General features: G+C 42.8%; 16 protein-coding genes. 5 read left to right on the top strand and 11 right to left on the bottom strand.

The genetic code is table 11. From position 1 onward, the window contains the following. Positions 1 to 34: 34 nt before the first annotated feature. The 3 genes from FTU00_RS08110 to FTU00_RS08100 form a co-directional block, all read right to left on the bottom strand. On the bottom strand, positions 35 to 1,315 hold the full coding sequence (locus FTU00_RS08110) for an MFS transporter (protein ID WP_180130531.1): 1,281 nt from the start codon (positions 1,313 to 1,315) through the stop codon (positions 35 to 37). Between the two features lie 210 nt (positions 1,316 to 1,525). Next, entirely contained in the window at positions 1,526 to 2,725 is a 1,200-nt protein-coding gene (locus FTU00_RS08105; RefSeq protein ID WP_005235711.1) for an acyl-CoA dehydrogenase, read from the bottom strand. 32 nt (positions 2,726 to 2,757) lie between these two features. Then, positions 2,758 to 3,912, bottom strand: a complete 1,155-nt coding sequence (locus FTU00_RS08100; protein ID WP_034171043.1) for an acyl-CoA dehydrogenase family protein — start codon at positions 3,910 to 3,912, stop codon at positions 2,758 to 2,760. 569 nt (positions 3,913 to 4,481) lie between these two features. Between FTU00_RS08100 and FTU00_RS08095 the strand changes: the two genes are divergently transcribed. Continuing rightward, on the top strand, positions 4,482 to 5,318 hold the full coding sequence (locus FTU00_RS08095) for an IclR family transcriptional regulator (RefSeq protein ID WP_004785687.1): 837 nt from the start codon (positions 4,482 to 4,484) through the stop codon (positions 5,316 to 5,318). Positions 5,319 to 5,481: 163 nt separating this feature from the next. Here FTU00_RS08095 and FTU00_RS08090 read toward each other — a convergent pair whose 3' ends face one another. The 5 genes from FTU00_RS08090 to betI all read right to left on the bottom strand — a co-directional run bounded on the left by FTU00_RS08090 (position 5,482) and on the right by betI (position 12,675). Further along, a complete protein-coding gene (locus tag FTU00_RS08090) occupies positions 5,482 to 7,680 on the bottom strand; it encodes an OsmC domain/YcaO domain-containing protein (protein WP_180179481.1) in 2,199 nt (732 codons plus the stop codon). Positions 7,681 to 8,035: 355 nt separating this feature from the next. Continuing rightward, positions 8,036 to 8,806, bottom strand: coding sequence for a hypothetical protein (locus tag FTU00_RS08085; RefSeq protein WP_180179480.1), 771 nt, complete (start codon positions 8,804 to 8,806; stop codon positions 8,036 to 8,038). A gap of 127 nt (positions 8,807 to 8,933) precedes the next feature. Next, a complete protein-coding gene (betA, locus tag FTU00_RS08080; protein ID WP_159122947.1) occupies positions 8,934 to 10,589 on the bottom strand; it encodes a choline dehydrogenase in 1,656 nt (551 codons plus the stop codon). Between the two features lie 10 nt (positions 10,590 to 10,599). Continuing rightward, positions 10,600 to 12,075 (bottom strand): betaine-aldehyde dehydrogenase, encoded by a 1,476-nt coding sequence (gene betB / locus FTU00_RS08075; RefSeq protein WP_179992564.1) that lies wholly within the window; start codon positions 12,073 to 12,075, stop codon positions 10,600 to 10,602. Positions 12,076 to 12,096: 21 nt separating this feature from the next. Further along, a complete protein-coding gene (gene betI, locus FTU00_RS08070; RefSeq protein WP_005235723.1) occupies positions 12,097 to 12,675 on the bottom strand; it encodes a transcriptional regulator BetI in 579 nt (192 codons plus the stop codon). Positions 12,676 to 12,946: 271 nt separating this feature from the next. Between betI and FTU00_RS08065 the strand changes: the two genes are divergently transcribed. Further along, positions 12,947 to 14,983 carry a choline transporter gene (locus FTU00_RS08065; protein WP_159122945.1) on the top strand — a complete coding sequence of 679 codons (2,037 nt, stop codon included), beginning with the start codon at positions 12,947 to 12,949 and terminating at the stop codon, positions 14,981 to 14,983. 28 nt (positions 14,984 to 15,011) lie between these two features. After that, a complete protein-coding gene (locus tag FTU00_RS08060) occupies positions 15,012 to 15,620 on the top strand; it encodes a MarC family protein (RefSeq protein WP_159122944.1) in 609 nt (202 codons plus the stop codon). 66 nt (positions 15,621 to 15,686) lie between these two features. Here FTU00_RS08060 and FTU00_RS08055 read toward each other — a convergent pair whose 3' ends face one another. Together FTU00_RS08055 and FTU00_RS08050 are read right to left on the bottom strand one after the other, a co-directional pair. Then, positions 15,687 to 17,852 carry a TonB-dependent receptor domain-containing protein gene (locus FTU00_RS08055; RefSeq protein WP_180179479.1) on the bottom strand — a complete coding sequence of 722 codons (2,166 nt, stop codon included), beginning with the start codon at positions 17,850 to 17,852 and terminating at the stop codon, positions 15,687 to 15,689. 484 nt (positions 17,853 to 18,336) lie between these two features. Then, a complete protein-coding gene (locus FTU00_RS08050; RefSeq protein ID WP_180002021.1) occupies positions 18,337 to 18,489 on the bottom strand; it encodes a hypothetical protein in 153 nt (50 codons plus the stop codon). A gap of 393 nt (positions 18,490 to 18,882) precedes the next feature. On the opposite strand from FTU00_RS08050, the gene FTU00_RS08045 reads away from it, so the two are divergent. Both FTU00_RS08045 and FTU00_RS08040 read left to right on the top strand, forming a co-directional pair. Then, the gene (locus FTU00_RS08045; RefSeq protein ID WP_004785667.1) at positions 18,883 to 19,461 is read left to right on the top strand and encodes an ANTAR domain-containing response regulator; all 579 of its coding nucleotides are present in this window, start codon (positions 18,883 to 18,885) and stop codon (positions 19,459 to 19,461) included. A 10-nt stretch (positions 19,462 to 19,471) separates the two neighbouring features. Continuing rightward, the gene (locus FTU00_RS08040; RefSeq protein WP_180179478.1) at positions 19,472 to 20,476 is read left to right on the top strand and encodes an ABC transporter substrate-binding protein; all 1,005 of its coding nucleotides are present in this window, start codon (positions 19,472 to 19,474) and stop codon (positions 20,474 to 20,476) included. Between the two features lie 71 nt (positions 20,477 to 20,547). Here FTU00_RS08040 and mtlD read toward each other — a convergent pair whose 3' ends face one another. Beyond that, positions 20,548 to 22,674, bottom strand: coding sequence for a bifunctional mannitol-1-phosphate dehydrogenase/phosphatase (mtlD, locus tag FTU00_RS08035; RefSeq protein ID WP_180179477.1), 2,127 nt, complete (start codon positions 22,672 to 22,674; stop codon positions 20,548 to 20,550). Positions 22,675 to 22,949: the final 275 nt, after the last annotated feature.

The raw sequence follows: 22,949 nt of genomic DNA, 5'->3' as shown, positions 1-22,949 counted from the left end.
ATCTTCCTGTCTTTATAAATGTTTGATTAATCAATTAGTCAGCTTTTTGTGGGTCAAATAAACGGTTTTTAATGAAAATTGCCGGGATCAGGCCACAAATAAAATAAGCCACACTCATGATGAGTAGACCTGTACCAATTGAGCCACCTTGCGCAAAATAACCGATGGTTAAAGGTGCCAATACTGCGCCTAGACGGCCAATGTTATAAGCGCCACCTGTAGCCGTACCACGGACTTTGGTAGAGAAACTTTCGGTCATATAAGTTGCGTTAATGCCATATGGAATACCGTAAAGGAATCCGAAAAACAGCATCAGCCATAAGATATTGTCCGGTGTGTTACCAAAGACAATGATAGGAATAAAGATTGCGGTGCCCATGGTACCGAAAGCAAATACAGCACGACGACCAATTTTATCCGCAATAATGCCCGCGATCACTTTGGTACACATCATGATCAGGAAGGTCCCAATCATATAGGTAGTCATTTCTTTAAATTTGATACCTAAGTCTGATTCCAGATAAGCCGGTAACCAGTTACTTACACCGTAATAACCAAACTGTAAAAATGCAGTACTGAATGACCAGAGGATGAACATGCGACGGCTTAACGCATCGGCAAAGATCATTTTAAACGTATTCTTCGGTTTTTCCTGCACTATGCCGCTGGCTTTGGCGGCCAATCTTTCTTGACGTGCCTTTAACCAAGCTTGTGGTTCTGGTACCAGGAAGAACATGCCAATCGCAAGAACAATCGGAACAATGGCAATATAGTAAAGATAACGCCAGCCTAGCTCTGGAAGCAGCCATCCTGCAAGTACAGTGGCAACGACTGAACCAAGTGTCCAACCTGTCATTAAGGCAGCAAGTACTGTAGAACGATATTTTGTTGGCACATATTCTGCCATTAGAGTATTACAGGCAATATAGAGGGCACCCAAGCCAATTGCTGAAAAGAATCGCAACCACTTAAATTCTTCATAGCTTTGAGTGAAGCCCAGCCAGAAGGTTAATGAAGAGAATAAAGCGATCGCAACAACAATCACCCGCACTCGTCCGAAGCGGTCACAAGCCCAGCCACCAAAAAAGCCACCAATGGCCATACCAGCAAGTGTCCAGCTACCGAGTGCACCTGCCTGAATACTACTTAAAGAAAATTCTTGTTTGAGGCTGGTTAGACTGTAGGCTAATAGTGCAAGATCTGCACCATCTACCAATAACGCTAAAAATGAAAAGATAAAAGCCAGAATCCAGACCTTTTTCTTAGGCATATTTTCTTCTGGTAGAAGGTTTTGTTGTGAATTAAGCGTATTCATAATGTCCTTTACACTTTGCTGGCACTCCTGTGCCCTTTAGAAGTTTATGGTTCACCTAATTAATTAAATGAAACATAGAATGTTGAATTGATCTTTAATTCTGAATCTGACTAGATTTTTAAAATCCATCCCAGAACTGGATTGGCTGACTTTAATTAAAGTCAGCCAAAACAAACTAGCCAGCAATGCTGGCTAGAAGTTGATCTGCATTTAGTTGGAGAATGCAGCAATACCTGTTTGAGCACGACCTAGAATTAGGGCATGTACATCATGGGTACCTTCATAAGTATTGACCACTTCCAGGTTTACCAGATGACGTGCCACACCAAATTCATCAGAAATCCCGTTCCCGCCCATCATGTCACGCGCTAAACGGGCAATGTCTAAAGCTTTACCACAGTTATTACGTTTGATCAGTGAAGTACCTTCGACTGATGCAATGCCTTCGTCTTTCATACGGCCAAAACGTAATGCTACTTGCAGACCCAACGCAATTTCAGTTTGCATGTCTGCCAGTTTTTTCTGGATCAGCTGATTCGCAGCCAATGGACGACCGAACTGTTTACGGTCCATGGTGTACTGGTGAGCAGTGTGCCAGCAGAATTCAGCTGCGCCCATCGCACCCCAAGCAATACCGTAACGGGCACTATTCAGACAGGTAAATGGACCTTTTAGACCACGAATTTCCGGGAACGCGTTTTCTTCTGGAACGAAAACATTGTCCATCACGATTTCACCAGTGATCGAAGCACGCAGACCTACCTTACCGTGAATCGCTGGTGCAGAAAGCCCTTCCCAGCCTTTTTCTAAAATAAAGCCACGAATGTCACCGACATTGCCTTCAGGAGACACTTCTTTTGCCCAAACCACAAAGACATCCGCAATCGGACTGTTGGTAATCCACATTTTCGCGCCAGTCAGACGGTAACCACCATCCACCTTTTTTGCACGAGTAATCATGCTACCCGGATCAGAACCGTGATCTGGTTCAGTCAGGCCGAAACAGCCGATATATTCACCGGTCGCCAGCTTCGGTAAATATTTCTGTTTCTGTTCTTCAGACCCAAATTCATTGATTGGCACCATCACTAGCGAGCTTTGTACGCTGGCCATAGAACGGTAACCCGAATCTACACGCTCTACTTCACGAGCAATCAGACCATAGCTGACATAATTTAAACCTGCACCGCCGTATTGCTCTGGAATGGTTGGACCAAGCAAACCGAGTTCACCCATTTCACGGAAAATGGTTGGATCAGTTTTTTCATGACGGAACTGCTCTAATACGCGTGGCATCAGCTTGTCCTGACAGTACGCATGTGCGCTGTCACGGATCATGCGTTCTTCTTCAGTCAGTTGCTGTTCCAGTAAAAATGGGTCTTGCCAGTCAAATCTAATTCTTGTGCTCATTTTAATATTTCCAATATTCTAAAATTTGCTGCTTAAGCGGTTGCTTGTTTAATCATTTCACGTGCAATGATGATTTGCTGGATTTGAGTAGTACCTTCATACAGACGGAACAAACGCACATCACGGTAGAAACGTTCAATTGAATATTCACTGATATAGCCTGCGCCACCATGAATTTGCAGACAGCGATCCGCTACACGGCCACACATTTCAGTCGCAAACATTTTCGCGCATGAAGATTCAGTGGTCACATTCTTGCCTTCGTCACGCAGACGAGCAGCATCTAGAACCATACATTTCGCCGCATAAATCTCAGCTTTAGAGTCTGCCAGCATGCCTTGGATGAGCTGGAAATTCGCAATCGGTTGACCGAACTGCTTACGTTCCACTGCATAATTTAAAGCATCTTCCAGCATACGCTCTGCCATACCTACGCTATAGCCAGCAATGTGCAGACGGCCTTTATCCAGGACACGCATTGCAGTTTTAAAGCCAATGCCTTCAACACCACCGATCAACTGATCTTTATGAACTTTACAGTTGTCAAAAATCACGTCACAAGTGTATGAACCGTGTTGACCCATTTTTTTATCAATTTTGCCCAGACTTAGGCCCGGTGTATTCGCTTCTACCAGGAATGCAGAAATGCCGCTTGCACCTTTGATATCAGGATTGGTACGCGCCATCACCGTAAATGTTGTTGCACGCGGTGCATTGGTAATAAAACGTTTGGTACCGTTTAAAATATAGTAATCGCCATCTTTAACCGCGCTGGTTTTTAAAGATGCTGCATCTGAACCTGAATCTGGCTCAGTTAAACAGAATGAACCAATGATTTCACCAGTCGCATAACGTGGCAGGTATTTCTGTTTTTGCTCTTCTGTACCGTCAATCACGATCCCGCTTGAACCGATCCCGTTATTGGTCCCGATCAAAGAACGGAATGCAGCCGATGTACGGCCTAATTCCATTGCGACCAGAATTTCCTCTTCCATGGTGATACCTAAACCGCCGTATTCCTCTGGAATGGTTAGGCCAAACAGACCCAATTCTTTCATCTGCTCGACAATACGCTCAGGAATCGCGTTGCTTTCTTCAACTTCATGTTCTAAAGGGACTAGTTCATTTTTGACAAAGTTACGAATAGTCGAAAGAAGTTGCTCAAGCATTTCCGGATCGCGAATCATAGGGATCTCCATGTTATTTAGTTCATCTGGGTAAATTCCTTTACCCTTTAATTTTAGTTTCGTAATACGAAATAAATAATCATAAAAATTCATTTTGAGCAAGAAAAATTATTAAAAATTTTATTTTTTAAGCAAAAAAGCAAATTTTTCTAGCTTTAATTAAAAATTATAGTTAGAATTTTATTTCACAATGCGAAATTTTTTAGATTGTTAGTAGATTTAGAAAAGAGTTAGATGATCTGAATCAGATCATAATTGATTCTATAAAAGCGCAGCGAGATAAGAATGTTTCAATTAAATCGTGCTGATGATTCTAGTTTTGATTGGCTCCATTTTCCTGAAATTTTATCTGGCGAACTTTAAATTTTCTAAAGATACTTAAAGATCATTACAGGTCTCAAAAACCTGTAAATTCTGCATCGTTTTTAGCTGAATAGCGCTAATTGACTTAAATACAGATAAAATGAGCACTTTTTTATTTATTTTTATCATTAATAGAAGTGTTTTATTTTGTATCGTGAAATTTAATTGCTATCATATTTATTAATTTACCTTTAATTGCTCTGACCATGACAAAAAATAAAACTGGCGAAATACCTAATTTTGATGAGATCCGTTTAGATCCGATTTCACATATTCATAGAGAAAATAACCCGCAATTTATCGCGTCTATTGCACGTGGTTTAGAAATCCTGAGATGTTTTTCTGCAACGAATCAATTACTGGGCAACCAGGAAATTGCACAACTGACTAATCTGCCAAAACCGACTGTTGCCCGGATCACCAGCACGCTGGTTTCTTTAGGTTATCTAAAACAGTTACCCAATACGACCAAATACCTATTGGATGTTGGCGTATTGGCTTTGGGTTATGCGGCGCTAAGCAATATTTCGGCTCGTACACAGGCTTATCCATTTATGGAAGAAATGTCACGTTATGCGCAAGCGCCAGTGGCAATGGCAACCCGTGATCGCCTGAGCATGATTTATCTGGAAGTCGTTCACACAGAGTCTACTTTGACCATGCGTCGTCCAGTTGGCTCTACCCTGCCTATTCATAGTAGTGCGATGGGTCGTGCCTGCCTGGCTGCGATGGAAGTTAAAGAACGTGAATATTTATTTGATGCGATCAAGAAAAGAAATGAAGATCAATGGCCAACCATTAAGCGTAATTTAGAACGTGCCATTCGTGATTATCAGGATTATGGCTATTGCCTATCTCTCGGCGATTGGGCCAAAGATGTGAACTCTGTTGCAGTGCCATTGATTCACCCTAAACATGGTATTCTGACCTTTAACTGCGGTGCGCCAACTTACCTGCTTAATCAGGAAAAACTGGAAAATGAAATCGGTCCTCGCCTGATTCATATGGTCAATAATATTTCCCTGACTTTAAATAATATTTAAGCTGTTATTTAAGATTTAAATGGGCGGCAAGGATCGCCCTTTATTTTTTCTTTTTTTAATTACTCCTAAGATGTTAGAGCAATATAAAAAATAGCCCATTCTAAGATGGGCTATTTTTTTAAAGATTTAAAGACTAGCAAAGTCAGCTAATCATCTTCACTTACTACGCTGCTACAAACTTGGCACGCGCTGCATGCAGTTTCTTGTAGCTGTCAATTAAACGTAGATGACGATCCAGACCTTCAAGCTTCATACTGGTTTCAGTCAGGCCATAGAAACGAACTGTGCCCTCAACTGAACCCATCACCGCATCCATACGTTCATCACCAAACATACGGCGGAAGTTGTGCTCATAATCTTCCAGTTCCATGTCATCATCCAGCATGACTTCCAGAACGACATTCATGCACTGGTAGAACAGGCTACGTTCAACGGTATTGGTATTAAACTGCAGGAACTGCTCAACCAGATCTTTAGCTTCTTCAAATTGCTGCAAAGCCACATAAATCAGAAGTTTCAGTTCAAGAATAGTGAGCTGGCCCCATTCAGTATTTTCATCGAACTCGATACCGATCAAGGTTTTGATCTCGGTATAGTCATCCTCATCTGCTTCTTCCAGACGCTCAACCAATGCTTGCAGTTGTTCATCATCCAGTCGATGCAGATTCAGGATATCTTCACGATATAACAAAGCCTTGTTGGTATTGTCCCAAACCAGATCTTCTACCAGATAGATTTCCGAATAGCCCGGTACCAGAATACGGCAAGCGGTGGCACCCAAATGCTGATACACCGCCATATAAACTTCATGGCCCATGTCTTCAAGAATCGTGAATAATTCCTGAGCTTCATCCGCATTCGAGTTTTGACCATTATTGGTGAAATCCCACTCGACAAAATCATAATCTGATTTCGCGCTGAAGAAACGCCAAGACACTACACCACTAGAATCAATAAAGTGCTCAACGAAGTTATTCGGTTCAGTAACTGCATTTGAACTGAAGGTTGGTTTTGGCAGATCATTCAGGCCTTCAAAACTACGGCCTTGTAACAGCTCAGTCAAACTGCGTTCTAAAGCGACTTCAAAGTTTGGATGTGCACCGAATGAGGCAAAGACCCCACCTGTACGCGGGTTCATCAAGGTCACACACATCACCGGGAACTGGCCACCTAAAGAAGCATCTTTGACCAGCACTGGGAAGCCTTGCTCTTCTAAGCCTTTAATGCCTTCAACAATTTTCGGATATTTTGCCAATACGTGTTCAGGTACATCCGGCAGTGCCAGTTCACCTTCCAGAATTTCGCGTTTAACCGCACGTTCGAAAATTTCAGACAGACATTGCACTTGAGCTTCAGCCAAGGTATTGCCCGCGCTCATGCCATTACTGAGGTACAGGTTTTCAATCAGATTCGATGGGAAATATACAGTTTCACCATCAGACTGACGTACGAATGGTAAGGAACAGATACCGCGTGCTTTATTGCCCGAGTTGGTGTCATACAGATGAGTACCTAGTAACTCATCTTCAGGATCATAAATTTCACGGGTATGTTCATCTAAAACTTCGGCTGGCAGTTCACCATTTGGACCTGGCTGGAACCATTTTTCATCCGGATAATGCACAAATTCTGCATTAGCAATATCTTCACCCCAGAACTGATCATTATAGAAGAAGTTACAGTTCAAGCGTTCAATAAATTCACCCAGTGCAGACGCCAGCGCACTTTCTTTGGTTGAACCTTTACCATTGGTAAAGCACATCGGTGACTGAGCATCACGAATATGTAGTGACCAGACATTCGGTACAATGTTACGCCAAGACGCAATTTCAATTTTCATGCCGAGGCCTGCCAGAATCGCAGACATATTGGCAATAGTTTCTTCGAGTGGTAAGTCTTTACCCGGAATACAGGTCAAGCTATCTGAAGCCAGATTAGGCATTAATAATGCCTGAGCATCAGCATCAATACTTTCTACTTCTTCTATGACAAATTCAGGACCGGTTTGAATGACTTTTTTGACGGTACAACGGTCGATCGAACGCAAAATCCCCTGACGGTCTTTTTCAGAGATATCAGCCGGTAGCTCGACCTGAATTTTAAAAATCTGTTTGTAGCGGTTTTCAGGATCGACGATATTGTTTTGAGACAGACGGATATTGTCGGTTGGAATGTCACGCGCTGCACAATAAACTTTAACAAAATAAGCTGCACACAACGCAGAAGATGCCAGAAAATAATCAAATGGACCTGGCGCAGAACCATCACCTTTATAGCGGATCGGCTGATCGGCGATTACCGTGAAGTCATCGAACTTGGCTTCCTGACGAAGATTATCGAGATAATTGACCTTAATTTCCATGTGGATACCTAAATATTCTTATGTGCCACCACGGACAGATAAGATGCTAAATCTGAATATACAAGCCGAATCACGGAGGAGAATTTGACTCAAAAATAAAAATAACCCGGGTTAAACCTTCAACCAGTTAGTTTCAGGATAAGCTCGAGTAAGAATGGGCGCTATTATAGAATCATTTTATGAAATTGATAATGTTTGCTCGAATTTCCTGCAGATTTATCAAAATATCTGTTAATTAAATATTCAGAAAATCTGGCTTTAAGCCGGGAACAGGCTGTTTTTATTGATACTTGCTGTTCCCGACTGGATTTTATGGACTGCGAAATGCATTTTTTAAATCAGATCAAGATCCAAATTAAAAGTCATAACCAATGCCAAACACAGCGAGATCGCGCTGTTTATCACCAAAACGGTCGTAACCACCGAAGATATAATCACCAGACAAGGTCAACTTTGGCGCAACTTCATAACTCAATCCAGCAGTTGCATAACGGAAAGCATGCTGTTTGGTAGTGTTGCCCAGCTCATTACCTTCATATTTGCCTTCATCATTAAAATAACCACCCGCTGCACCGACATGCGCACCCAGCTTATCATTAATCTGATGGGTTAAATCCAAGGTATAAAAAGTATCACCCTGATTGGCATAGGCCACATCATATAAATAGGTCGATACACCCGCTGTAACACTGGTCTTGTCGTTTAGTGTACGACTTACATTCAGACCTAATTCATTTGAAGTGGTATGGCTGCCACCCGGATAATAATAGGTCGCATCCCAGAAATTCCAGTCGTAGTTTTCACTGCTATAGGTATAGCCCACGATAAAATCATGTTCGACTTTATCACGGCGATGTGATTTCTTGCCTTCCAGTTCTGGGTAGGAATAACCTAAGGTTGAGCCCCAGTAACCGACATAAAAATTACCATAAGCCAGATTCAGCGCTGCCTGTAAAGCAACGTCATCATTTTCTGGTGCATTGGTCAGACCACGAGAGATGTATTTAGAAACTACACTGATGTTTCCACTGGTTTCAATTTTTTTTGCTTCCGCATCATCTGCAAAACAATAAACACTAGAAACAGCAGCACAGCCGAAAAGGACTGTTTGTTTGAAAATTCTCATAAAATATAAATTATATTAAGCAAAGAATGGATAACACTGAAACCGATTACAGCCTTATCCAGCTTTGGGTAAAAATAAATTTCGCTATATTCCTTGATGCAATAAGCAACAGGAATATAGCCATGACTTAAGCGCGTGGGGCCCGGTAGAAAGGCGCTGTAGAAGCAGGTAATGCCTGCTTGCCACGGATATGATCTGCAAGCTTTTCAGCCATCATGATCGTGGTTGCATTGAGGTTGCCTGTAATAATAAGCGGCATAATTGAAGCATCGATAACACGCAGGCCTTGCATCTCATGCACACGCCCATAACCATCGACAACTGCCATATCATCCTCACCCATTTTACAGCTACAGGACGGATGATACGCTGTTTCTGCATGATTACGAACAAATTCATCAATTTCTGCATCAGTTTGCAGATTTTTGCCCGGACTGATTTCTTCACCACGATATGGATCCAGGGCGGGCTGATGCATAATTTCACGGGTAATACGGATGGCATCACGGAATTCACGCCAGTCCTGTTCAGTGCTCATATAGTTGAACAGAATGCTTGGATGTTCAAACGGATCTTTGGATTTCAGGCGAACCCGACCACGAGATGGTGAACGCATGGAACCGACATGGGCCTGGAAGCCGTGCTCATGGATAGCATTGGTCCCATTGTAATTGATCGCCACTGGCAGGAAGTGATACTGGATATTTGGCCATTCGAACTCATCCGAAGAACGGATAAAGCCACCGGCTTCAAACTGGTTGCTGGCACCAATGCCTTTACCTAAGAATAACCATTCTGCGCCAATCATGGGCTGATTATACCATTTCAATGCTGGGTATAAGCTGACCGGTTTTTTGCACTTATATTGTAAGTACATTTCCAGATGGTCTTGCAGGTTTTCACCCACACCCGGCAGGTCCTGAACCACCGGAATATCCAGACTTTTTAACAATTCAGCCGGACCTATACCAGAGCGTTGCAGGATTTGTGGAGATGCAATTGCACCTGCACATAGTAGAACTTCACGATCCGCAAAGACCTGAATCGGCTGTAAGGTATTTTGACCTTCAAAATATTCTACGCCAATCGCCTGATTGCGATTAAACAGAATTCGGTTGGTCATGGCATGGGTAATAATGGTGAGATTATCCCGGCCTTTGGCCATATCCAGATAACCACGTGCCGTACTGGAGCGACGACCTTGTGGTGTCACAGTACGATCCATTGGCCCGAAGCCTTCCTGTTGGTAGCCATTCAAGTCATCGGTACGTGGATAACCGGCTTGAACCCCAGCTTCGACCATGGCATGAAACAGCTCATTATTACCATTCTTAGGCGTTGCGACTGAAACCGGGCCTGAATCGCCATGATAGTCATTGCCTCCAATATCGCGGGTTTCAGCTTTTTTGTAATAGGGTAGACACTGCGCATAGTTCCAGTGTTCCAGACCTTTAAGGCTGGCCCACTGTTCCAGATCCATAGCATTACCACGGATATAGCACATGCCATTAATCAGTGAAGATCCGCCCAGACCTTTACCACGGCCGCATTCCATACGGCGATTGTTCATGTGGGGTTCTGGATCGGTCAGATAGGCCCAGTTATAACGGCGTCCTTGTAAAGGATAAGCTAAAGCAGCCGGCATCTGGGTTCTAAAATCCAGACGATAGTCCGGGCCACCTGCCTCAAGTAATAGAACCTTAGTATCTGGATCTTCAGTTAAACGCGCTGCCAGAACATTACCCGCAGAGCCCGCACCGATAATAATATAGTCGTAATTCATCAAATCCCCCTTATGCGCTAAATACAGACTGGAAAGGACTGAGTTCGACCTGAACCGATTTGGTCTGGGTGTAGTGCTGCAAAGTGACTAGACCATTTTCACGTCCGACACCGGAATGCTTATAGCCACCGACCGGCATTTCTGCAGGTGATTCACCCCAGGTATTGATCCAGCAGATACCTGCTTCGACCTGATGAATAATTCGGTGTGCACGGGCTAAGTCTGGTGTGACAACACCGGCGGCCAGACCATAATCGGTATCATTGGCACGACGAATGGCTTCTTGCTCGGTGTCATAACTCAGGATGCTCATGACTGGACCGAAGATTTCTTCACGTACAATGGTCATGTCATCGCGGCAGTCGGTAAATACGGTTGGCAGGACATAAGCCCCTTGGGCAAACTGTTCATCTTCGGCACGGCCGCCGCCACACAATAAGCGCGCCCCTTCTATCTTGCCTTTTTCGATATAGCCCAGCACTTTTTCCATATGCTCAAAGCTGGACACTGGGCCGAAATTGGTTTCAGGATCGAGAGGATCACCCATACGGATATGTTCAACACGCTGCAAAATCTTTTCTTCAAATGCTGCTTTCAATGCCAAAGGTACAAAAACACGAGTACCGTTGGTACAGACCTGACCAGAGCTATAGAAGTTGGCCATCATGGCAATATCAGCCGCTAGATCCAGATCGGCATCTTCACAGATAATCAGCGGAGACTTACCGCCCAGCTCCATAGTGACTTCTTTCAAACTAGAATTGGCAGCTTGCGCCATAACTTTTTTGCCGGTAGAAACGCCACCAGTGAATGACACTTTGGCAATATCGGGATGCGAAGTCAGATAACCACCAATTTCACCACTACCAGTCACCACATTAAATACACCATGCGGTACACCGGCTTCAGTATAAATTTCTGCCAGTTTCAACGCAGTTAAAGGTGTGACTTCACTGGCTTTGAAAATCATGGCATTGCCTGCAGCGAGTGCCGGTGCAGATTTCCATAAAGCGATCTGAATCGGATAATTCCATGCGCCAATTCCAGCGACGACACCCAAAGGTTCACGGCGGGTATAGACAAAGGAACTGCTTCTCAGCGGGATTTGCTGGCCTTCAAGAACCGGTAGAATCCCCGCATAATATTCGAGTACATCTGCACCTGTCGTAATATCAACAGTCGATGTTTCACTAAAGGCTTTACCGCTGTCCAGACTTTCTAATTTTGCCAGCTCATCGTTGCGCTCGCGTAAAATGGCGACTGCCTTGTTCAAGATGCGCGAACGTTGAATCGCGGTCATTTCTGCCCAGACTTTTTGCCCTTGTTGTGCAGATTCAACCGCACGATCGATATCATTTTTTGAACATACCTGCACTTCAGCCAGGACTTCGCCTGTTGCAGGGTTAATAGTTTGAAACGTGCTATTGGACGTTGCATCGACATATTGTCCATGGATATAAGGACGTTGCAGTTTGAATGTTGTCAATGGAATTCCCTCGCAGATTGGTTATTTGAGTTGTTGCCGGATATATTCACTACACAGTTCAATCGGCAGTTCTGGATCAATTTCGCCACTTACTAAAGCACCTCTTAGCCAGAATCCATCAATGAGTGCAGCCAGACCTTGTGCTGCCTTCTCAGCTTGATCCTTACTCAGCTTTTTCATGAATTCATATTTAAGATTGGAATGTAAGCGGTAATGGTTTATTTGCTGTAAACGATGTAAATCAGGCTGGTGCAGACTGCTGGCCCAAAAAGCCAACCACACCTTCATGGCCGCTTTATCCGTTTGTGGAGCAGTAAAATTGCCACGCACAATCGCCAGTAAGCGTTGTTCAGGGGCGTCATTCACCTGTGACTTGATTTCAGCAACAGATTTACCCAATTGCTGCAATAAGTAACGCATTGTGGCTTCAATTAACCCATTTTTACCTTGAAAATAATGACTTATGATGCCGGTTGAGACACCTGCCCTCTGAGCAATCTGACTAATTGAAGCTTCTGCAAAACCTAGCTCATTCACTGCAGCTAAGGTGGCATCGATCAGTTGCTGACGACGGATCGGTTGCATACCAACTTTTGGCATAGGACTAACCTGAATAACGGATGTAACAATAAAAAATCACTCTGCTAAAGCAAATAGCTGAATAATGTAACAATTCATAAACGCTTTTTTAATTGAACGTTCAATTAATAAAAATTATAGTGCCAGCTCACCCTTGATGTACAGCGCAGTTTGTTTTGGATTTGCAAAAGTTTGTAATTCACGAAAACAAGGAAGCTTTAGGGCCAGTTTTTGCTTTTAAATCACACTGCACTGTAGATCATCCGGCAACAAAAACGATGGTCAGAGATTTATGCAAAAGAAAAACGAAGAGGTGCAAGATAGTCTGAATAAGGTAGTCTTTTATTGTTCGGCGACGCTTATTCTGCTGTTTTCTATCATCACGATTTTATTTAATGAACAAGCCAATCTAGTCATTATTAATATTTTAAACTGGGTCAGTAGTACCTTTAGCTGGTATTACCTGCTGGCGGCAACGCTGTATCTGGTTTTTATTGTCTTTATCGCCTGCTCACGTTATGGCGAAATCAAGCTAGGTCCCAAACATTCTAAACCCGAATTCAGCCTGCTGAGCTGGTCGGCCATGCTGTTCTCAGCCGGGATCGGGATTGACTTGATGTTCTTCTCGGTCGCTGAACCCCTGTCGCACTATATGAGTCCACCAGTCGGTGAAGCTGAAACCTTTGAAGCCGCGCGTCAGTCCATGGTCTGGACCCTGTTTCACTATGGTCTGACTGGCTGGAGCATGTACGCGCTGATTGGGGTTGCGTTGGGATATTTCAGTTATCGCTATAATTTACCACTGACAATTCGCTCTGCGCTTTATCCTATATTTGGAAAAAGAATTAATGGCCCGATCGGCCATACGGTGGATACTGCTGCGGTACTCGGTACGATTTTCGGTATTGCCACAACCTGCGGTATTGGTGTGGTTCAGCTAAATTACGGTCTGCATGTCCTGTTTGGCTTGCCGGAAAATATCTGGATTCAAACTGCATTAATTGGTGTTGCAGTCATTATTACTATTATTTCCGTCACTGCGGGTGTCAATAAAGGTATTCGGGTTCTGTCTGAAATTAATATCTATGTATCAATCGGGTTGCTGCTCTTTATTCTCTTTATGGGAAATACCGAGTTTTTATTAGCGGCTCTAATTCAAAATTTTGGTGATTATCTCAGCCAGTTCCCGAAACTCTCTTTAAGCAGTTTTCCTTTTGAGCAGCCTAAAGAATGGATGAATAGCTGGACCCTGTTCTTCTGGGCATGGTGGATTGCTTGGTCGCCGTTTGTAGGTCTGTTCCTGGCACGTATTTCCCGTGGTCGTACTATTCGTGAATTTGTCACCGGGACTTTGGTTATTCCTCTGTTATTTACCCTCACTTGGTTGTCTATTTTCGGTAACAGTGCTTTATACAGCGTGATTTTTGATGGTAATACTCAGCTTGCGACAACTGTTTTAGAAAATCCGGCACATGGTTTTTATGACCTGCTGGCACAGTATCCAGGTTTCACATTTCTCGCAGGTGTCGCCACCATTACAGGTTTGCTGTTCTATGTGACTTCAGCGGATTCAGGGGCATTGGTATTGGGGAACTTCACCACTAAATTCACTAATATTGAGCATGATTCACCGCGCTGGCTCAGTGTGTTCTGGGCGATTGCGATTGGCCTGTTGACGCTAGCTATGCTAATGGCTAACGGTGTGACAGCATTGCAAAACACCACCATTATTATGGGCTTACCTTTTAGTTTCGTGATCTTCTTTGTCATGGCCGGTTTGTATAAATCCTTGCGGCTTGAGGATTTCCGTCAGGCCAGTACCAGTCTGAATGCTGCACCAGTCGTCGGTAATGTTGACATCTTTAACTGGAAGAAACGTCTGAGCCGGGTGATGTTGCATCCAAGCCTTTCACAGACTCGCGCCATGCTGGATGACGTCTGCAAGCCGGCCATTGAGGCAGTTGCGACTGAGTTAACCGATAAGGGTATTCAAGTGAATATTCAGGAAAAACCGCTTGAGGAAGAACCTGAACTGTATCATCTGGATCTCACCATTCAGCTGGATGAAGAAGAAAACTTTGTCTATCAAATCTGGCCAGTACGTTATGCCACACCGAACTTTAGTTCACGGGGTAAACGGACTAAACGCTATTACTATCGTCTGGAAAGTTACCTGTTTGAAGGATCTCAGGGCAATGATCTGGTCGGTTACAGCAAGGAACAAGTTATTAACGACATTCTGGATAAATATGAACGTCATATGATGTATCTGCACATCAACCGGATCAGCCCGGGTAAACGTCCACTTTTCCCGGATCGTGAAATCTAGGATCACTCAACTACGGAAGGATTGAATGATGTCAGCAAGTTTAAATGCCTTTGCCCTGTTTTTTTCGTTACTCAATCCATTTTTGATGAGTATCTATATGCTTGGAATTATTCGTAATTCTGAAGCAAAGGTCTTCAATATGGCATTGATTCAGGGCAGCCTGATCAGCTTTATTGTTTTCATCATTTTTGCGAAAACAGGTGAAGCCTTCTTTAATGAAGTGCTACATGCTCGCTTTGAATCCTTCCAGATTTTTGGTGGTCTGATTTTTCTGGTGATTGGTTATCGCTATGTCTTTGAAGGTGCGGATACCATTGGGGTGATGCGGGGTGCGCCGAATCATCTGGCGGGTACGATTGCCATGCCTTTTATGATTGGCCCCGGTACCATTTCAGCTTCAGTTATTACTGGTGTACAGCTCAGTTTAATGCAGACTATTCTGGTGATCTTTTTCACTTTATTTTTAACCTGCAGCTTACTGATCCTGATGAAATATCTGCATGATCATATGCAACACAAATATTCCAATTATATTGACCTTTATGTCGATATTGTTGGTCGTGTCGCAGCACTTTTAATCGGTACCATTGCCATTGATATGATTGTGACAGGTGTCAGTGGAATTCTGGAAGGCTAGTTTTATACAAGCTGACAGGATAAAAAAGCGGGTAAAAATGCCCGCTTTTTTTATAAAGTGATTATTTTAAAATTTAAACGACACGCCTGCATAGGTCGAAAAGCCTTCACCCGGTGAAGATCGTGCTCGATCTTCACCTTTGTCGTCATAACCTGGAATCACTACTGCTGCATATTTTTCATCGGTGATATTCTTGAAGTTAACCCAGGCACTCCATGACTGATCTTCTGGCGCATATCCCAGATCAATACCCCAGATCTGATAATCATCACTGAAGCGGCTATTGGCATAATCATGTGCCATCTTCGATGCATATTCAGTATTTAGCCCCACATAAAAACCATTATTCAAGGCATAACTGAGCTGCGCCTGATAAAGGTGTTTTGGAATTCCCGGCAGCTGGTTTTCGCCAAATAAAGGATCGTTTTTATATTGGAAATCACTCAAGGTATAAGCCTGTCGTAGGCGAAGTTCACCCTGCTGTGATGCATACAATGGTGTATCCAGACTGAGTTCTACACCTTGATGAAGGGTTGGAGTCGCATTGGATTCAACGGCAATTGGCTCAGAAGGTCGTTCCGATCCATCCTCATAGGTTTTGATCAACTCTGAGGTTAATAACTCGTTTTTAACTTTGGAATAATAGTAGCTCAGTGCCCAATCACCCCAAGCTGACTGACCCCTGCCACCCAGTTCTAAAGTATTTGCAGTTTGCGTGTCCAGATAAATAGGTTCACGTACCCGCCCTGAAGCAACACCACTGTCAAAATAATATGGTGAAGACCATGCCATTGCCCATGGATGTGCCGGTTCAATACTACGGCTTAAATTGGCAAACCATTGTAATGTTTCATTTGGCTGATAAGTCAGACCAATACGCGGTGCGAAATTCCATTCATAGCGACTGACTTCAGGACTGGCGACTGGGTAAGTCACTTCACTCTCACGATGGGTATAGGCAGCTGCCAATCCAAGATCAAGCTTAAACTGATCATTCAACTGGGTTTCCTGATCAAATTGCAATACATTGTCTGAACCACGATAGGTATAACGGCGTGTTACGGTATCTGCCGGATAAAGCGCACCGTCAATCGTAGTATCGCGTCGAATTGTTTCGGTTACACCACTATTCGGACGGTGCGTGGTACTTCGAAAAGCAACTTTTCCTTGATGTTCAAGACCGAATAACTGATAAGGTTTCTCATACTGAACCCGCGCACTAATATCCTCATAATCGACATTGGTACGATAACTACTTTCACGTAGATCCAATGGATAATGGTGATAAGCCAGACTACCGGTCAGTTTGGCATCATCCTGCAAGTTCCAAGTGGTAGTATTTGCCAGCCAGGTACTGCCCGGTTGAATCCGCTTGGCATCTACAGCCAGATTAAAATCATTGGCTGCTTCAGGATTATTCTTGAGCTGTTCCTGGGTAATGCGCCCTGGCGTTAAATGTTTGCTTTCACGGTAACGGGCATAAAAGCGGGTCTCAATATCTGGACTGATCTGATAACCCAGATTAAAAGCCAGACCTTTGCCATCACCTTCGGCATGATCCTGAATCCCATCAAACTGTGAACCCGTTACTGTCAGATAATAATCTAACTTATCGAGTTGTCGGCCAGTACTAAACTGGTATTTCTGATAGCCATGGCTACCCGTTTCATATTTTAATTCAGAGCCATTCTGCTCTGCACCAGTCTTACTTTTATAATTAACTGTTCCACCTAAGGACAATCCGCCCTGTTTTAAACCATTGGCACCACGGTACACCTCAACATGATCAATCCACCATGGTTCAAGCAGTTCATAAGCTGTACCACCCGGTCCGGTAAAGGGAATATCATCGATCATGACATAAGTTCCGGATGCATGTGCACCAGAAGTACGGTTAATGCCAGAACCACGGATAGAAATTTTGGCTCCTTCATTGCCCGGCGATTGGGCATAAATGCCGGGCTGGAGACGGAAGACGTCAGCAATGGTTCCCAGACGCTGATGTTCGAGCTGCTGATCTGAAATAAAATTGGTTCCTCCCGAAACGCTGGCAAGTTCAGCCGCAGTCTCTTGCTGGGAATTTGTATTTTGCTCAGTGGTCACCACAATAGTTTCCAGTTGCTGAACACTATCCTGTGCTAGCGTAGTTTCAGCATAAAGATGGCCTGAAAATGCCGACAGTATCATCAGGCTAAGCGGATTTTTCTTGAGAGGGATTTTTGTCATATTCATGGCGAATTTATACAATCCTGTATAAGTGATCCTGATCTGCTTTAGGACTTGGCTTAAAATTTAAGCTGTAGCATAAATGAAGCATGCAAAATTAAGCAGATATTTTCTGCCAAAATATCTGACTGGTGCGGCAATATTTTTAATTTTTTCTATACAAAAAATCTGTCAGTACTTTACAAGATCACAGACAGATTCATACAAGTTCTGACATCTAATTTATTAAGTATTTGTAATTTATAGATATGTATTTTTTTCTTGTAACCATCTAATTCGAGTTGGCAAAAAGTGATTTAAATTAAAAATTTTGAAGATATAAACAATATTCTGATTCATCAAGATCAGTTTAATAGACAGGTTTCTAGACCAAAATCTTAGTCATAACTAGAAAATAGAATTCTTATTTTTTGAACTATGGCTTATAGATTTCAGCCCAAAAAAGAAACCCTCCTGCTGGAGAGTTTCTTCATGTATTCTGGCTATTATTTTATTTAGAGGCATTTTCGATTACTTGTGCTTGTAATGGTACAGCTTGCTGGGTTTCAGCTGATTTTTTCTTGGTTTTCATTTCTGCCACTTTGGCCAGAGTTTTCTCGGTAAAACGTAAACCACCATCTTCTGCCATCACATTACCCGCCATCAAAAGACTGCTTATTACTAGCAGTGATGGTATAAGTTTTAATTTCATGTCTATTCCACCTTTTTATTTATAGTGGATTAAAAATAAGCAATTATTATTCCAATATTTTTAACTATATTTGATTTTTTATTTTTCCCGATCATCTGGATGAAATTAAAATTGATCTAAGCGGTAATTTTTATATTCTTTATTGCCTTAAAACTCCTTATTTTAGTGCGCTTATTTCAACAACGCCTTATTTTAGTCAGGTTAATTCGGGCTTTTAAGTTCCTCTGCACTATTTTTATGACACTTTTAACCTGATCTCCTGATTTTTTTGCACCAAATTGCATGGTATGTTTTTTGCATAAGTCCTTATGGAATATTCCCCGATGTACTAGCTAAAAATCTTGCATGTCTAAATTACGAATTGCCCTGATTGATGATGATCCAGAACGCGCTGAATTTATTCAGGCTTCTTTGCTTGCGCATGATTTTCATGTGGTGGCTTGTGTCATTCTGAATGACCTCAACATTGTTGATATCAAAAGCCTGCATGCCGATGTCATTCTGTTAAATATGGATCATCCTCATCGCGATATTATCGAAAGCTGCGTGAGTCAGTATGAATTACCTACGGTTCTATTTACCCAAAATTCCAACAAGGACACCATCAGAAATGCCATTGATGCCGGAGTCACGGCATATATTGTGGACGGGATTGATCCAACCAAACTGGAAAATATTCTGGAAATATCGATTGAACAATTCCAGAAACATAAAAAACTGTTACATGACCTGAAGGAAACTCAGGAAAAATTAAGTGATCGCAGGGATATTGATAAAGCCAAAGTCCTGCTGATCCAGCTGCATGGACTGAGCGAAGAAGAAGCATTTGCCCTGTTGCGCAAAAATGCCATGAGTCACCGGATTACCATTGGCGATATGGCAAGGCGCTTACTTGATGCACAAAAACTGTTATCCGGCCAATAAGGAGCATTCAATGACAACATTAGAAAAAACAGAACTCAATATTGGCTATATTCCACTGCTTGATTGTGTTGCCATTCTTTGGGCGGAGCGACAAGGTTATTTTAGTGAACAGGGTTTAAAGGTAAATCTGATCCGTGAAGCCTCCTGGTCCAGCTTACGCGACCGTCTGGCCTATGGCTTTCTGGATGCTGCCCATTGCCTGTCTGCCATGCTTCCCGCGGCTGCTTTGGGCGCAGACCAGTTACAAGTGGCTTTGCAAACCCCATTAGTGCTCAGTATTAATCAGGCATTTATCAGTTTAAGACAGGATCTGTGTTATGAACTGGGCATTCAGCCTGAAGATAATGAACAGATCACGTCGCAAAAGCTGGTCAGTGCCTTAAAGCAGCAACATAAAGTAGGTTTGGCGCATGTTTATAAATACTCCATTCATCATTACTGTTTAAGAGAATGGCTGGCTTTAACTGATCCGCAATATGCCAAAAATATATTGCTCAAGACCTCACCACCCCCTTTAATGGTCAAAGGAATTGCAGCACAGATTTTTGATGGTTTTTGTGTGGGTGAGCCATGGAATATTCAGGCCAAGCTTGAAGGTTATAGCCTGATTGTCGCAGCAAGCCAAAATGTGATTCCTAAAGTGGCAGATAAAGTACTAGCAATAACTCAGGAATGGGGCGAGTTGCATCCACTGACTGTAGAGGCCTTAGTCGCAGCTGTAAATAAAGCCCAGATGGATTTAAAGCATGCTACGGATCTTTCTGAAGTCTGGGACATGCTGATGGATTATCAGATTATCCAGTTTGAATGTTCAGCTTCTCGACACGTTTATGACTTCCATAAGATTCAGAATATTATTCGTAACCTTGCAGGTGAAAGTGTTGAGCCTCAATTCACCGATTTTATCTGGCTATTAGAGCAGATGGAAAAATGGGAAAATATTGATCTGTCCGCAGATGATCAGCTACAGATTGCACAATCCTGTATTTATCAGCAAGAATCCACGACTGTATAAATTATAAATTTATAAACTTCCATAAAAAAAGACCCAGAATCGTTCTGGGTCTTTTTATTTACTGCTGATATTTAGCTGAGCGCTTGCTGCAAATCCAGTTGCATAAATTTTTGCAAGGACAATTTTCCAGCGATAACCTGATTGATGAATTGTGACATTTCATCATACAAGGTCTCATATAGCTGCGGCTCTAATGCCATATGTCTTAACTGGATTTGTAAATGCATCAACAGTTCCTGCTGCTCGCATTCACCCTGTTCCAGAGCATAGATATAACCCAGCACTGCGCCTTTTAAAACCACATCAAATGGCAAGCTATATTTAAGCAAGGTCAATAATGAACCCATAACCCGTTCATTGTGTTCCAGCTTTCTTAAGGGTTCACGTCCTACACGTGCACATGGGTCCTGATAAGCATAGGCACAGGATTCAGTAAAACTTTGTGCCAGACGTTCCAGATCTGAAGCATGCTTAGGAATCTGGTAACAGAGACCATGCTTCACCTGCGCTAAGGCCTGCTGCATGAATTTTCTGACCGCATGATCTGACATGGCCACGCCAATGGTCTGATGACCGCGCAGGCTGGCATACCAGGCCATCATCGCATGCACACCATTCCATAAGCGGTTTTTAATCAGCTGGATATTGGCAATATCATCTACCAGAATCATTTGGCGCATTTTAGCCAATAATGGACTGTTATTTTCCACATAGATTGGCATATCCGTTTCGGCATTAAACAGAATCAGGTCCATCGACTGCAGAATATGACTTGGCTGAAAATTACGGCGCAGGTCTTCAATATATAAGCCCGCCTGATGTTCCTGCTCTGCATTCAGGGCTGTAGAATCATCCAGATCCACTACGGACAGATCTTCATCCAGCTGATACTGCTTGAACATGTTGTATTTGATGCGCAGCTGACGGTACAGTTTCTGGTCGGACAGTTTGGAGACCATACGGTTCACCACTGTGTCACAGAAATAATGCTGATCCATAATGTGCTGCGCTGTCTGTTCATCCGTAATCTGTTTCAGACGGCTCAGAATCTGCTGCATCACCAGCTGTTTGGCCCCGATTTTATTCAGGATAATTAACAGCGTCAGCGGCTGTTCCTGCTGCTCGTAGGCCAAGTATCGCGCATATAAACCCTGTGCAATTACTTCTGCTTCAGAAACCAGAGCTTCCTCAGGGACACAGACTGCCACCAGACTGGATTCAATATACATATTCTGCATTTGCTTCAGATCATATGCATCAATCACGCTCATATTTTCAATACGCTGGTCAAAAGAGTTCTGACCATAACGAATGCAATAGGTGCCAAACGCATTAACGGCAGACTGATAGAGTGGATTACGGGTCGAGGCAATAATTTTGCGTGGACGCGTATAACCATCCCAGTGTGATAACACCTGAGCCAGATAACCACCACCAATTGCACCGAAGCCGTGAATCCCAACTGTTAACTGATTCAGCGTTTGCGGAAATGCGGTCTCAAGTTCTGGCATTTCCAGAACAGGAACAAACTGGTTCAGGTCTGTCAGAAAATCTTCCATTGTTTCATAATAATACTGGGCTTCTGCCAGCATCGATTCATTCGGCGTTTTAATGTCTTTGAAAAGTACCGTCATACCACCTGCATCATAAGCAGATCGCAGGCCATTTTCAGAATCTTCAAACATCAGGCATTGAGCCGGACTTAAATTGATTTTTTCGGCTGCGCTGATAAAAATTTCTGGATGAGGTTTCCCCTGTTTAATCTCATCGCCACACACCAGCACATCAAAAAATTTATAGACATTGGCATTGATCAGATATTCTTCTGCGATCGCACGTCGACTCGAAGTCGCCACAGCCATTTTTAGACCTGCCTTGCGTAGGCGTTCCAGTACCTGTAATAAACCTTTTTTAATTGGAACACCATAATTGCGTACATGTTCTAGTTCCAGTACATCGGCGCGCTGGCGGATCTCGGCATAAGGAACATCTTGTCCATAACGCTCTTTGGCCAGCTGCTCGGCACTACGGGCACTTAAGCCCAAACACTGCATTAAATAGTTTTCAGAAAATTCGACGCCGATCAGCTCACGCGAAGCTTGTTGCAAGGTTTGAAAGCGCAAACGTTCAGTATCAAACATGGTTCCATCCATATCGAAAATTGCGCCGTGTACGATTTGATTTTTAAATTCTAGCATTGCTCCCCTTTTATAATTCAATGAGTTAAGAAGTGGACAATACCTTAAGGAAAATAAGAGATTAAATAAACCGATGTAAAGATATGAAATAGTTCTGACTATAAATTGATCAATAAAGACTAAATTAAATAGTTTTAGGTTTTCTTATATAACCGTTAGGTAACAAAAAGTAACTAGCAAGTTGTTTCTTATAAAGAATAAATATTCAAATTAGGAGGTGTAGATAAATGCAAATGCTGTGCCAATTTAGTATTACGATTTTTATTATTAGTAAT

This window comes from Acinetobacter sp. YH12041, from assembly GCF_013419975.1.
Classification (GTDB): Bacteria; Pseudomonadota; Gammaproteobacteria; order Pseudomonadales; family Moraxellaceae; genus Acinetobacter.
The sequence above is the reverse complement of the archived record's forward strand: the minus strand, read 5'-3'. Positions and strand labels throughout refer to the sequence as shown.